We start from the raw sequence: 12,252 nt of genomic DNA on the forward strand, positions 1-12,252 counted from the left end.
TGTCACATCAAGCAGTAAGACTCCCGATCTTCTGCAACGATCTCCCGATTGGCGTTGTATAGCCTGGCTTCAGGAATGAAGGCAATCGAGCGGCCTTCAAGCACATAACGTTGGCCGGCTTCGAAATGATCGAAGTTGATGGTCAAGTAACATATGCGTTCAGAAGGGCCACCCATCATGTTCAAGCCCCCGCCACCAGGTACTTCGAAGTCGAAGCGGACGATCAGTTCATGGCTGCCGGGCATAACCTCAAAATAACGCCCGTCGGCCAAGCGCTGTTTATCCAGACGCTCGGCCATCAGCAATTTATCGTTAGGGAAGGGCGTGGAAAAATCGACCCAGGCCATCTTTGGATTAGCCGCCGGCATCGGGGTCTGACAACCAGCAACAACACTGACGGCGAGTAACAGCATCAACCTGTACATGATGAATGTCCCAAGGGGCTATACATTCAGCATAACGCCGATCAGGTGTGTTGACAGCCCGCTGGCGTGCCTTGGCCAACCACTTTGCGCTGTTGATCGTAGAGTTTCGCCCAAGGCCGAAAGCCGATGTTCCCCGCCTGTAGCTGATAACGCTCGCCCGCATTGAAGTCGTTGAATTTCACGTTCAACTGGCAATCGCGCCACAACGGCTCGGCGTCAGGGCCGATGTTGGTGGGCTGGACCGAGAATTGGTAGCGGACAGTCAGCTCATGGCTACCGGGCTGGACCTGGAAATAGCGTTTATCGTCGGTGGCCTTGTCATCGACCTCCAGCGCTTGCAGCTTCGTATCTGCTTGCTTCGACTCCAGGTCGATCCAGGCTTGCGCAGGATCAGGGCGGGGTAGTCCGAAAAAAGCACAGCCGGCCAGCATCAGCAGGCCTCCTGTCAGTATCAACATGCGCATAGCGGAGCTCCAGTCAGGCGGGATAGTCTTGTGGAAAGACTCTCCAAGGAAGAATTATTGTGATCAGGCCGCTTCCTAGCCTTGGGTTACTTGATCGCGTTTTTCGCGTTTTGTTTCCGGGCGTGTTGTTTTTGTTGCTCAACGGTTGCACCAGCGCCAGCTATTACAGCCAATTGGCCAGCGGCCAACTGCAGTTGCTACGGGCAAGAGAGCCGGTTTCCAGCGTGATTGCCGACCCGGCGCGCGATCAAAAACTGCGCTCACACCTGGAGCAATCGCAAAAGGCCCGAACGTTTGCCAGCCAGCAATTGCACCTGCCGGATAACCAGAGTTACCGCCTGTACGCTGACATTGGCCGTCCATTCGTCGTCTGGAATGTCTTCGTCACGCTGGAATTTTCCCTCAAGCCCGTAAGTCACTGCTTCCCCGTCGCCGGCTGCGTGGCCTATCGCGGTTACTACAGCCAGAGTGCAGCCCGCGGCGAAGCGGCATTGCAACGCTTGCAGGGTATGGACGTGTCAATTGGCGGCGTCGAGGCCTATTCGACACTCGGCTGGTTCAACGACCCGATCATCAGTTCGATGATGGGTTGGGGGGATGAGCGACTGGCCACGCTGATCTTTCACGAGCTGGCCCATCAGCGTTTCTATATAAAGGACGACACGGAGTTCAATGAATCCTTTGCCACCTTCGTCGAGCAGGAAGGTACTCGCCAATGGCGCACCTACCGCCACCTGCCACCGGATAACGATGCGCAGGTGCGTCGGCGCGACCAGTTCACTGAGTTGGTGCTCAAGACCCGCACCCGGCTGGAAAAGCTCTACACCTTGTCGTTGCCAACCGAACAAATGCGCCAGCGCAAGGCTGCCGAGTTCGAGCGCTTGCGCAGCGAGTACCGGCAATTGCGCGACAGTCAGTGGGCCGCAGACAAACGCTACGACGCCTGGATCTATGCCCCCATGAACAATGCCCGGCTATTGCCGTTTGGTTTGTACGATCAATGGGTACCGGCATTTGCCGCGTTGTTCCATCAGGTGGATGGCGATTGGCTCAAGTTCTATGCTGCCGTGGAGAAGCTCGGTGCCTTGCCGACGGGCGAGCGCAAGGCAGCGTTGAAGGTGTTGGCTGGCGGGGCCGATCAACCAAAGAACCAGTAACAAACCCCGATCGCACCCAACACCCCGGCAAGCTCCGCCAGCAATGCACAACCGACTGCATGTCGTGCGCGCTGGATACCCACGGCGCCAAAGTACACCGCCAGTACATAGAAGGTCGTCTCGGTACTGCCCTGGATCGTTGCCGCCACCAGCGCCGGGAAGCTGTCCACGCCCGAGGTCTTCATGGTTTCAATCAGCATCGCCCGGGCGGCGCTACCCGAGAAAGGTTTGACCATCGCCGTCGGCAGCGCATCGACGAAACGCGTGTCCCAACCGGCCCACGCCACCAGRTGACGAATCCCGTCCAGACCGAAGTCCAGCGCCCCGGATGCCCGCAGAACACCTACCGCGCAGAGCATTGCCACCAGGTAGGGCAGCAAGTTCTTGGCGACGTCGAAACCCTCTTTGGCGCCTTCGWCGAAGGCCTCGTAGACCTTCACTTTGCGCAGCGCGCCGATCAGCAAAAACAGCATGATCAGGCCAAACAGCGTCAGGTTGCCGAGGATCGACGACAGGCCAGCCAGCGCGGTAGCCGAAAGGGTCGCCAGCAACGCCATGAAACCGCCGAGGGCAAGGGAGCCAGGGATGAGGTAGGCCAGCACCACGGGGTCCCAGATGCGCAGGCGCTGCATGAACGCCACTGACAGGAAGCCAACAATGGTCGAGCAACTGGTCGCCAGCAGGATCGGCAGGAACACCAGCGTCGGGTCAGGCGCGCCTTGCTGGGCGCGATACATGAAGATCGTCACCGGCAGCAGGGTCAGCGAGGAAGCGTTGAGCACCAGGAACAGTATCTGTGCGTTGCTGGCGACGGTATCGCTGGGATTGAGCTCTTGCAGCGCTTTCATGGCCTTGAGGCCGATCGGTGTGGCGGCGTTGTCCAGGCCCAGCCCATTGGCGGCGAAGTTCAGGGTGATCAGGCCGATGGCCGGATGACCAGGCGGGACCTCAGGCATCAGGCGCAAAAACAGTGGCCCCAGGGCCTTGGCCAGCCATTCGACGATCCCGGCTTTCTCGGCAATGCGCAAAAAGCCCAGCCAGAGAGTGAGGGTGCCAAACAGCAGCACCATGACCTCGACCGACAACTTGGCCATGGCGAAAATGCTTTCCACCATCGCCGCGAATATCCCGGCGTTGCCGCCAATCAGCCACTGAGCCAGCGCCGAGACGGCTGCCACGATGAAGAAGCCAAGCCACAGGCCATTGAGCATCAGTCAAATCCCCCAAAAGATGCGCGAATGATAGCGGGGTGGCCAGAAACGACAAACCCCGGATTTCTCCGGGGTTTGTTAGTTCTGCTGTCGCAGACCATTGTGGGAGCGAGCCTGCTCGCGATAGCGGTGTATCAGTCGACATCAACGGTGACGGTCAATCCGTCATCGCGAGCAGGCCCGCTCCCACAAGGGGTATTGCATCAGCCCTTGGAAATTTCACCCGCCGGCAGTTTTTCCTTGCTGCGCCAGTGCGGCAGGGAGTTCCAGTAGCGCTGGCCCTTGGCGTCGTCGTACATGCCTTCCCAACGAGCGATAACCAGAACCGCCAGGGCGTTGCCGATCACGTTCAGTGCGGTACGGGCCATGTCCATGACGCGGTCGACACCGGCGATGAACGCCAGGCCTTCCAGTGGAATACCGACGCTGCCGAGTGTGGCCAGCAGTACCACGAAGGACACGCCCGGAACCCCAGCGATACCTTTGGAGGTGACCATCAAGGTCAGCACCAGCAACAGTTGCTGGCTGATCGACAGGTCGATGCCATACAGCTGGGCAATGAAGATCGCCGCGATGCTTTGGTACAGGGTCGAACCGTCGAGGTTGAACGAGTAACCGGTCGGCACAACGAAGCTGCAAATGGCTTTCGGCGCGCCGTAGGCTTCCATTTTCTCGATCACGCGTGGCAGCACGGTTTCGGAGCTGGCGGTGGAGTAGGCCAGTACCAGCTCATCCTTGAAGATGCGCATCAGCTTGATCACCGAGAACCCGAACAGGCGAGCGATCAGGCCCAGGATCACGAAAGCGAAAAAGGCGATGGCGAAGTAAACCAGGATCACCAGTTTGGCCAGCGGTATCAGCGAGGCGAAGCCGAAGTTGGCAACGGTCACCGCAATCAGTGCGAACACGCCGATCGGGGCGTAGTTCATGATCATGTGAGTGACCTTGAACATGCTTTCCGATACGCCCTGAAACATCTTCACCAGCGGTTCGCGCAGGTCCGCCTGCAGGCTCGACAAACCGAGACCGAACAATACAGAGAAGAAGATGATCGGCAGCATTTCGCCGCGAACCATGGCTGCAAAGATGTTCGACGGGATCAGGTTGAGGATGGTTTCGATGAACGCGTGTTCATGCTGAACCTCGGCCGCCGTGGCCTGGTACTTGGAAATGTCCACAGTGCCCAGGGTGCTCATGTCGATGCCGGCACCCGGATGGAACAGGTTGGCCAGCAGCAGACCGACCACGATAGCGATGGTGGTGACGATCTCGAAGTAGATGATGGTCTTGAAGCCGATGCGCCCCAGCTTCTTGGCGTCACCGACGCCTGCAATACCGACGATCAGGGAGGAAATGACGATCGGAATCACGATCATCTTGATCAGACGGATAAAGATATCGCCTGCCGGTTGCAGGACGTTGCTGATCCACCAGGCTTTTTCGGCACTGAAATGGTTGAGCAGCGCACCGATTGCAATCCCCAATACCAGACCGATGAGGATCTGCCAGGCGAGGCTAAGCTTTGCCTTCTTCATATCTTTACCCTTACTTGTTGTTTGACTCAGGGAGATGCACGAACTGGAACGCTTATGGCGAAAAAGTCTAGTGCATCTGCCCCCCGTATAAGGTGCCCCGGACCGCGTGTTTACGGCTCTCTGGCAGGCGAAAAAAGGCGCAACTATTCCGATGCAAGGGAGCGCCGTCTAATGCCGTAAACGCCTACCCCATGCCGAATCGGCATGAGGTTTTTTTAGTGAAACTCGCGTCCCAACCGGTTCGAATACGACATTTCGGCAGGCATAAGTGCCGTGAACCGGCCATCACAGAGCAGATTGAATGTTTTTTGAGCAGTGGCCGAGCGTTGATTTTCCAGCAAAATCCCGCCGAACGAAGCGAAAAATCGCGGCCAAAGAAAGGTGATTTTTCTCGATATACGGTCGCTGCTGAAACGCCGGGAAAAGTAATTTCCGACGTAACAAGGACGAGGAAGCGATAACAGTGATGAAACCGGGACGAGCGCTCTATTTCAATGTGTTGCGTGATCAAGCCCTTCGCAAGCCCGTCGAGCCATGACGGTCCGGCGAACTTGCGCAGCAGCTTTTCCAGACCCGGCCCTTGCGCAGGTACTCCCTGTACCCGTAGGTCACTCCGCCCCTGAAACAGGCAGAACGTCCCGACCCCTTGGTCATGCGCCGGCCTTCCTCAGGTGGCGCAGGTGGAAAGAGGCGCTGTTGCCTCCTTCGTGTACAAATTCAAATGTCCGATCAACAAGTCCTGCATACGGTGATCAAGCTTGTCAGGGAAACGCTAACCGGCATGTCTGGCACTACCGCCCTGCAGGGCGGCTGCCAGTGTATTCAACAACCCTCTCATATCAGCCTCGACCGCGACGGCCAAAGAAAAAGGAGGCAACGAACATCACCAGGAATACGACGAACAGAATCTTGGCGATACCCGTGGCGGTGCCCGCGATACCACCGAAGCCTAGTACGGCGGCGATGATGGCGATGATCAGAAATGTGATTGCCCAGCTCAACATGGTGATTCTCCTTACGTTTCTGTTTAGAGGTGCTGCGTTTCCCGGCGCATGGGGTGCGGCGGAAGTTTTGCCTAGAACACCCAACGCTCTTGATGACGCATCTCACCCACAGGCCCGGCCTGGTCGACATCCATCATGCGCATCGGGGTGCTATCGGCCTGACCGCTGCTGACAGCACTGAAATGGGTTTGGGTCGGATGCTGAATCGACAGGTGTGGAGCTTCCGGCTGCTGGCTCTGCTCCCTGCACAGAAACTGCTGGCCGCCGATCAGGGTGATCAACAGCGCCAGAACAGCAAACACCCCTTGCTGGATATGCACAGGCGAGAGGTACAGGTGGGCGGCACGTTGACGGTTCATCCTGAAGCTCCTACCGATCGGGTCGGTATTCGATAGCGGGCGTTTGTTTTTGAATGCCCTGGTCAACCAGACAATTGCAGCCTGCATGCCAGCCTTGATTTGAATTAATTTCCTTCAATATCAATATCTTATGATCTACAGAGAAATCACTTCGCACGCATCCTGCACGATGCCTCTCGTACGGCCGTGCGTATTGCACGATTCGTTTGAGGGAAGAGGTAAATTTTTTGAATTGAGAGGAAGGCGCGGCTGTCAAAAATACACACTGGCCGTTGTCAGAAGCCGGGCACCTATTCAAGACCCACAAAATCAGCCGGCTAACCGATACATGGTATGAAAGCTACCCTGCCATGACGGGAATGGCTCAGAATCAATCATGCAACTTGCCCGATTTCTCCAGGACCAAACCAAGATCATTCATTAAGGAGCGTAGGAAAATGGAATCAGCCACTGAGCATCAAGGCCGCATTCTGCTAGTGGATGATGAGTCCGCCATCCTGCGTACTTTCCGTTACTGCCTCGAAGACGAAGGCTACAGCGTGGCCACCGCTACCAGTGCCGCGCAGGCAGAAGCCTTGTTGCAGCGACAGGTCTTCGACCTGTGCTTCCTCGATTTGCGTCTGGGTGAAGACAACGGCCTCGATGTGCTGGCCCAGATGCGTATCCAGGCACCCTGGATGCGGGTGGTGATTGTCACCGCGCACTCAGCCGTCGACACGGCGGTGGATGCAATTCAGGCCGGTGCCGCCGACTATCTGGTCAAACCGTGCAGCCCGGATCAATTGCGGCTGGCAACCGCCAAGCAACTGGAAGTGCGGCAATTGTCGGCGCGACTGGAAGCCCTGGAAGGTGAAGTGCGCAAGCCCATGGATGGTCTGGACTCCCACAGCCCGGCCATGAAAGTGATACTCGAAACCGCCCGCCAGGTTGCCACGACCGATGCCAATATTCTGATTCTTGGTGAATCCGGTACCGGCAAGGGCGAACTGTCCCAAGCCATTCACGGCTGGAGCAAACGCGCGAAGAAATCCTGCGTCACGATCAACTGCCCGTCGCTGACCGCCGACCTCATGGAAAGCGAACTCTTCGGCCACAGTCGCGGCGCTTTCACCGGTGCCAGCGAAAGCACCTTGGGCCGAGTCAACCAGGCTGACGGCGGGACGCTGTTTCTCGACGAGATCGGCGACTTTCCTCTGACATTGCAGCCGAAGTTGCTGCGTTTTATTCAGGACAAGGAATATGAGCGCGTCGGTGATCCGGTGACCCGCCGCGCCGATGTGCGCATCCTTGCGGCCACCAACCGCAACCTTGAGGACATGGCCCGCGACGGTCGTTTCCGTGAAGACCTGCTCTATCGCCTGAATGTCATTACCTTGCACCTGCCGCCACTACGCGAACGCCGCGAAGATATTCTCAACCTCGCCGATCGTTTCCTGGCGCGCTTCGTCAAGGAATACGCCCGTCCCGCGCGCGCCTTCAGCGACGAGGCCCGGGAAGCGCTGCTGAGCTATCGCTGGCCCGGCAACATCCGTGAGCTGCGCAACGTGATCGAGCGGGCGAGCATCATCTGTCCGCAGGAGCGGGTCGAGATCAGTCATCTGGGCATGGCCGAAATCCCGGTCAACAATGCACCGCGCATCGGCGCGGCACTGAGCCTTGATGAGCTGGAAAAGGCCCACATCGGCGCGGTCCTTGCCACCGCCGACACGCTGGATCAAGCGGCCAAAATCCTGGGCATCGACGCCTCGACGCTGTACCGCAAACGCAAGCAGTACAACTTGTGAGCAATAACCGATGAAACTGGCGATGAAATTGCGGACCCGGCTTTTCCTGAGCATCTCCGCACTGATCACCGTCGCGTTGCTTGGGCTCTTGCTCGGGCTGGTCAGCGTGATGCAGATGGCCGGCAGCCAGGAAGTGCTCATCCGCAACAACTTCGTCACTCTGGACCTGGGGCTCAAGCTGCGTCAGACCCTGGGTGATCAACTGATCATCATCCTCAGCGAGAAACCTGACTCCGCTGCTTTCGCCGCCTCGAAGCAGCATTACTTCGAACTGCTGGAGGAAGGCATCGCCCAGGAACCGGCGGAGACTGGAAGCGAGTACGGCTTCAGAAAAGCCAAGGCCGACTACGAGCGCTTTATCCAGGCTTATGAAACGTCCCCGGACCCGTCGAATGTGCTCAGCAGCCACGACAACCTGACGGAAAAATTCAACGCCCTGCGCAATGGCCTGATCGCCGAGCACAAGCGCGCACTGGATAACATTAACGATACCGAGCGCAGGGCCCGAGAGCGGGCACTGCTGATTGCCGGGTTGCTTGGCCTGGTGGGGCTGGCGGTGCTGATCATCGGCTTCGTGACCGCGCAAGCCATCGCCCGGCGCTTCGGGGAGCCCATCGAGGCATTGGCCAAGGCGGCGGACAATATCGGCCAAGGCAATTTCGATGTCACCCTGCCGATCTCTTCGGCGGTGGAGATGAACCAGCTGACCCGGCGTTTCGGGATCATGGCCCAAGCGCTGCGTGAACATCAGGCCACCAACGTTGATGAACTGCTGGCCGGGCAGCAGCGTTTGCAGGCCGTACTCGACAGCATCGACGACGGACTGCTGATGATCGACCGTCAGGGCCATCTGGAACACCTTAATCCCGTGGCCCAGCGCCAATTGGGCTGGGAGTCCGATCGCCTGGGTCAAGGGTTGGGTGCGGCGCTGGAGCGCCCCGAACTCGATGAGCAGCTGCATCTGGTGCTGCGCGGCGGCACGCTGGAACGGGCGCCGGAAGACCTGAGTATCGAAGTCGACGGCGAGTCGCGACTGCTGACCTATAGCCTGACCCCGGTCAGCCATACCCAGGGCCATATTCTCGGTGCCGTGATGGTGCTGCATGACGTCACGGAGCAGCGGGCCTTCGAACGGGTGCGCAGCGAATTTGTATTGCGCGCCTCCCATGAATTACGCACACCGGTCACCGGCATGCACATGGCATTCGGATTGTTCCGTGAGCGCGCACACTTTGCCCCGGATTCCCGGGAAGCCGACCTGCTCGATACCGTGAATGAAGAGATGCAGCGGCTGATGCAGTTGATCAATGACCTGCTGAACTTCTCCCGCTACCAGAACGGCTTGCAGAAACTCAGCCTGGCACCGTGTTCCATCGAGGCTTTGCTGGAACAGGCTCAGGCACGCTTTGCCACATCGGCCCAAGAGAAGGAAATCAATCTGCTGGTGGAAGTGCAGGGGCCATTACCGCGGTTGCAGGCCGACCAGCCACAACTGGACCGGGTACTCGACAACCTGCTCGACAACGCCTTGCGTCACACCGGATCCGGCGGGCGGATACGCTTGCAGGCCCGGCGCCATGGCGACCGGGTCATTATCAGTGTCGAGGACAATGGCGAAGGCATTGCCTACGGTCAGCAGGGGCGGATCTTCGAGCCGTTCGTGCAGGTTGGACGCAAGAAGGGCGGGGCCGGGCTCGGCCTGGCACTGTGCAAGGAAATCGTGCAATTGCATGGCGGGCGGATGGGCGTCTATTCACGGCCGGGGCAGGGTACTCAGTTCTACATGGCACTGACCGTTTAGGTCACCGTCACGCTTCGTCATCCAGGCGCCGGCCGGCCAGACGCCGCCCCCGGGTAATCAGTTCAATGAACTGCACTGCGCTTAGCGCGCGGGCGAACAGCCAGCCCTGGCCGAACTTCACGCCTTCACTGCTCAGGAACTCCGCCTGGGCCTCATGTTCAATGCCTTCGGCAATCACCTTCAGGTGCAGCGACTGGGCCATGTGAATGATGTGCGGGGCCACACCGCTGCTGGCGGCGTCATGACCCAACGCATCAATGAACGCCTTGTCGATTTTCAGGCAATCCACCGGCAGGGTTTGCAAATAAGCGAGACTGCAATAGCCGGTACCAAAGTCATCGATCAACACCTGGTGCCCGACATCCCTCAGCGATTGCAGGTTTTCCCGGGCTACCACCACATCGACCAGCCCGCGCTCGGTGACCTCAAAGGCAATTTGCCGCGCAGCGACGCGGTGCAGGGTCAGCAGCCGCGCCATCACCTGGCCGATCCGCGGAACCATCACGTCACACGCCGCGAGATTGACCGAGATGTACAGTTGCGGATTGGCACGCAGCAACTGTCCGAGCTGCTCGAGCAGGCGTTGCAGGACGAAGTCCGTCATCTGGCGAATTTGCCCGGTGTTCTCCGCCATCGGAATGAACAGGTCGGGACTGGTCAGGGTGCCGTCCGGTCTGCGCCAGCGCAGCAGCGCTTCAGCCCCGACACAGTTGCGGCTATCGAGGTCGAAGATCGGTTGATACAGCACCTGCAACTCGCCACGGCGAATCGCGCCGGCCAGTTCGGCGTCCAGCGACTGCCGCTGGCGCACCAGCAGAAACACCAGGAACCCAACGCACGTGCCCAGCACGATGCTGGCCGGCAGCAACCACCACCAGACCGTCGGGATATGCATGCCGCTGCGCGGGCTGATCAACACCAATTGATACTCCGGGTTGTCGGTGGGCATGCGGTAAATCAGGCGTGTCTGGGTGATCTGCAAAGCATCACGGTTTCTCGGTGGCCAGGCCTCGGCCGGCGGCCAGATCTGAGAAGCGCCCAGCACCGGAATCGCCCGGGCGCCATGGTCCAGGACTACCAGCAGGCTGCTGCCCGGCGACAGGTCGACCATATCGGTCAAATGCCCGCGAGAGGTCGCGACCCGGAAATTCCCGCGCCCGAGCATCAGTGCGGCGCGGTTTTCATCGGGTTCGGTGGTGGTGTTGAGCCAATAGCTGTAAGTCGGGCCTTTGATGTCTGGTGACCGACTCAGCGACAGCCCTTCCTGGCGAGGGCGATTGGAGCAGATTCGCGAGGAGTCCATGTAGGCGGCTTCGTAGACGAAGCGATAATTGAACGAAACCTGTTGCAGGGTTGCGATCATTTCAGCATCGCAACCGCGCAACGGTTGCGCTTCAAGATCGTCAAGGCTTTCACGCAGTTGCCCGAAGAGCTGTTCCAGGCGGGCGAGAAAGCGTTCACCTTGGGCATTCATTTCTTCGCTTTCGTTTTGCTCGACCTGGTGTATGGCGACGAACAGGCTGCCGGCCATCAATAACGTTGCGCTCAGGGCAGTAGACATCAGCCCCAGGAACCAGGGGCGATGGAACCAACTACGGAAGGTCTCTCGAGCAGCAGTCATTGTGGAATATCCGATGGATTACCAATGAGTTATAGCTGCTGATTGGGAAAACGCCCGGACCGTCGGGCGGGCGTCATTATTTTGTCTGATTCAACACCAAAAGAAGCGCTGCAGTTTGCGCATCCGGAGTGCCATCGAAGCGCGCCGGGCGAAAATGCATCTGGAATGCCGCTATCACATGTCGTGTCGCGACATCGAGCTCGCCGGTTTGTGGCGAGGCATAACCCAGGTGGGCCAATTGCGCCTGAAACCAGCTGATGCTCGGCAACTGTTCGGCGAACTGCATTTGCTGGCGCGCCACCGACTGTTCGTTCGGCCAAATGCCCAAGCCTTCGGCGGCCAGACGCTTCCAGGGGAACAGCGGCCCCGGGTCCAGCTTGCGAAACGGTGCAATATCGCTATGGCCAACGATGTCGCGCGGCCTTATGCCATGACGCTTGCTGATGTCCTTGAGCAACACGATCAACGACTGGACCTGATCCTCGGTGTAGGGATACCACACGCGTCCAGTCGGGGTGTCCTTGAACCCTGGATTGACGATTTCGATACCGATGGAACTGGAATTCAGCCAGGTCCGGCCATTCCACTCGCTCTCCCCGGCGTGCCAGGCCCGCACATTTTCATCCATCAGCTTATAGATGGTGGCGCCCTTGTCGTCGCCGATCAGGTAATGGCTGCTGACTTCACCGTGGGTCAGCAATTGCAACGAACGCTCCAGCGAGGCATTGGTGTAATGCACCACCACAAATTGCACGCGGCTATCGTAATTGGCCGATGGGTGGCTAGTGTCATAACGGGGACCGCTGGTACAGCCGGCCAGCAGAATCAGTGACACGATCAGAGCAAAATATTTCATGGCGAAATGCAGTACACACAAGACAGTAATGCAAC

General features: G+C 58.6%; 11 protein-coding genes. 3 read left to right on the forward strand and 8 right to left on the reverse strand.

Features of this window, described 5'->3' with window-relative positions:
- Positions 1 to 2: 2 nt before the first annotated feature.
- Entirely contained in the window at positions 3 to 425 is a 423-nt protein-coding gene (locus AB4Z35_RS18825; protein ID WP_442098612.1) for a PA0061/PA0062 family lipoprotein, read from the reverse strand.
- Positions 426 to 466: 41 nt separating this feature from the next.
- The gene (locus AB4Z35_RS18830; protein ID WP_442098613.1) at positions 467 to 889 is read right to left on the reverse strand and encodes a PA0061/PA0062 family lipoprotein; all 423 of its coding nucleotides are present in this window, start codon (positions 887 to 889) and stop codon (positions 467 to 469) included.
- A gap of 59 nt (positions 890 to 948) precedes the next feature.
- Between AB4Z35_RS18830 and AB4Z35_RS18835 the strand changes: the two genes are divergently transcribed.
- Positions 949 to 2,046: an aminopeptidase gene (locus AB4Z35_RS18835; protein ID WP_442098615.1), complete on the forward strand. Its 1,098-nt coding sequence runs from the start codon at positions 949 to 951 to the stop codon at positions 2,044 to 2,046.
- On the opposite strand, the gene AB4Z35_RS18840 is transcribed toward AB4Z35_RS18835, so the two are convergent.
- The 4 genes from AB4Z35_RS18840 to AB4Z35_RS18855 all read right to left on the reverse strand — a co-directional run bounded on the left by AB4Z35_RS18840 (position 2,028) and on the right by AB4Z35_RS18855 (position 6,155).
- Positions 2,028 to 3,257 carry a nucleoside recognition domain-containing protein gene (locus tag AB4Z35_RS18840; protein ID WP_442098616.1) on the reverse strand — a complete coding sequence of 410 codons (1,230 nt, stop codon included), beginning with the start codon at positions 3,255 to 3,257 and terminating at the stop codon, positions 2,028 to 2,030. The two genes, AB4Z35_RS18835 and AB4Z35_RS18840, sit on opposite strands and share 19 nt — an antisense overlap.
- 203 nt (positions 3,258 to 3,460) lie before the next feature.
- Complete coding sequence (gene gltP / locus AB4Z35_RS18845) at positions 3,461 to 4,792, reverse strand: glutamate/aspartate:proton symporter GltP (protein ID WP_116262487.1); 1,332 nt, start codon at positions 4,790 to 4,792, stop codon at positions 3,461 to 3,463.
- An 839-nt stretch (positions 4,793 to 5,631) separates the two neighbouring features.
- Positions 5,632 to 5,796, reverse strand: a complete 165-nt coding sequence (locus tag AB4Z35_RS18850; protein WP_008002172.1) for a DUF1328 domain-containing protein — start codon at positions 5,794 to 5,796, stop codon at positions 5,632 to 5,634.
- Between the two features lie 71 nt (positions 5,797 to 5,867).
- Positions 5,868 to 6,155 carry a hypothetical protein gene (locus tag AB4Z35_RS18855; protein WP_442098617.1) on the reverse strand — a complete coding sequence of 96 codons (288 nt, stop codon included), beginning with the start codon at positions 6,153 to 6,155 and terminating at the stop codon, positions 5,868 to 5,870.
- A gap of 437 nt (positions 6,156 to 6,592) precedes the next feature.
- Between AB4Z35_RS18855 and algB the strand changes: the two genes are divergently transcribed.
- Positions 6,593 to 7,939 carry a sigma-54-dependent response regulator transcription factor AlgB gene (gene algB / locus AB4Z35_RS18860; protein WP_442098618.1) on the forward strand — a complete coding sequence of 449 codons (1,347 nt, stop codon included), beginning with the start codon at positions 6,593 to 6,595 and terminating at the stop codon, positions 7,937 to 7,939.
- Between the two features lie 10 nt (positions 7,940 to 7,949).
- Positions 7,950 to 9,740: a KinB sensor domain-containing domain gene (locus tag AB4Z35_RS18865; protein ID WP_442098620.1), complete on the forward strand. Its 1,791-nt coding sequence runs from the start codon at positions 7,950 to 7,952 to the stop codon at positions 9,738 to 9,740.
- 7 nt (positions 9,741 to 9,747) lie between these two features.
- Here the strand turns inward: AB4Z35_RS18865 and AB4Z35_RS18870 are convergent, their stop codons facing one another.
- Entirely contained in the window at positions 9,748 to 11,361 is a 1,614-nt protein-coding gene (locus tag AB4Z35_RS18870) for an EAL domain-containing protein (protein ID WP_442098622.1), read from the reverse strand.
- 76 nt (positions 11,362 to 11,437) lie between these two features.
- Positions 11,438 to 12,217 carry an N-acetylmuramoyl-L-alanine amidase gene (locus AB4Z35_RS18875; RefSeq protein WP_442098624.1) on the reverse strand — a complete coding sequence of 260 codons (780 nt, stop codon included), beginning with the start codon at positions 12,215 to 12,217 and terminating at the stop codon, positions 11,438 to 11,440.
- Between the last annotated feature and the right edge of the window lie 35 nt (positions 12,218 to 12,252).

This window comes from Pseudomonas sp. KB_15 (genome assembly GCF_052114525.1).
Classification (GTDB): domain Bacteria; phylum Pseudomonadota; class Gammaproteobacteria; order Pseudomonadales; family Pseudomonadaceae; genus Aquipseudomonas.

Coding starts and splice junctions, on each gene's coding strand:
- AB4Z35_RS18825 (WP_442098612.1), bottom strand. CDS start 425: ATGTACAGGTTGATGCTGTTACTCGCCGTCAGTGTTGTTGCTGGTTGT.
- AB4Z35_RS18830 (WP_442098613.1), bottom strand. CDS start 889: ATGCGCATGTTGATACTGACAGGAGGCCTGCTGATGCTGGCCGGCTGT.
- gltP (WP_116262487.1), bottom strand. CDS start 4,792: ATGAAGAAGGCAAAGCTTAGCCTCGCCTGGCAGATCCTCATCGGTCTG.
- AB4Z35_RS18850 (WP_008002172.1), bottom strand. CDS start 5,796: ATGTTGAGCTGGGCAATCACATTTCTGATCATCGCCATCATCGCCGCC.
- AB4Z35_RS18855 (WP_442098617.1), bottom strand. CDS start 6,155: ATGAACCGTCAACGTGCCGCCCACCTGTACCTCTCGCCTGTGCATATC.
- algB (WP_442098618.1), top strand. CDS start 6,593: ATGGAATCAGCCACTGAGCATCAAGGCCGCATTCTGCTAGTGGATGAT.
- AB4Z35_RS18865 (WP_442098620.1), top strand. CDS start 7,950: ATGAAACTGGCGATGAAATTGCGGACCCGGCTTTTCCTGAGCATCTCC.
- AB4Z35_RS18870 (WP_442098622.1), bottom strand. CDS start 11,361: ATGACTGCTGCTCGAGAGACCTTCCGTAGTTGGTTCCATCGCCCCTGG.
- AB4Z35_RS18875 (WP_442098624.1), bottom strand. CDS start 12,217: ATGAAATATTTTGCTCTGATCGTGTCACTGATTCTGCTGGCCGGCTGT.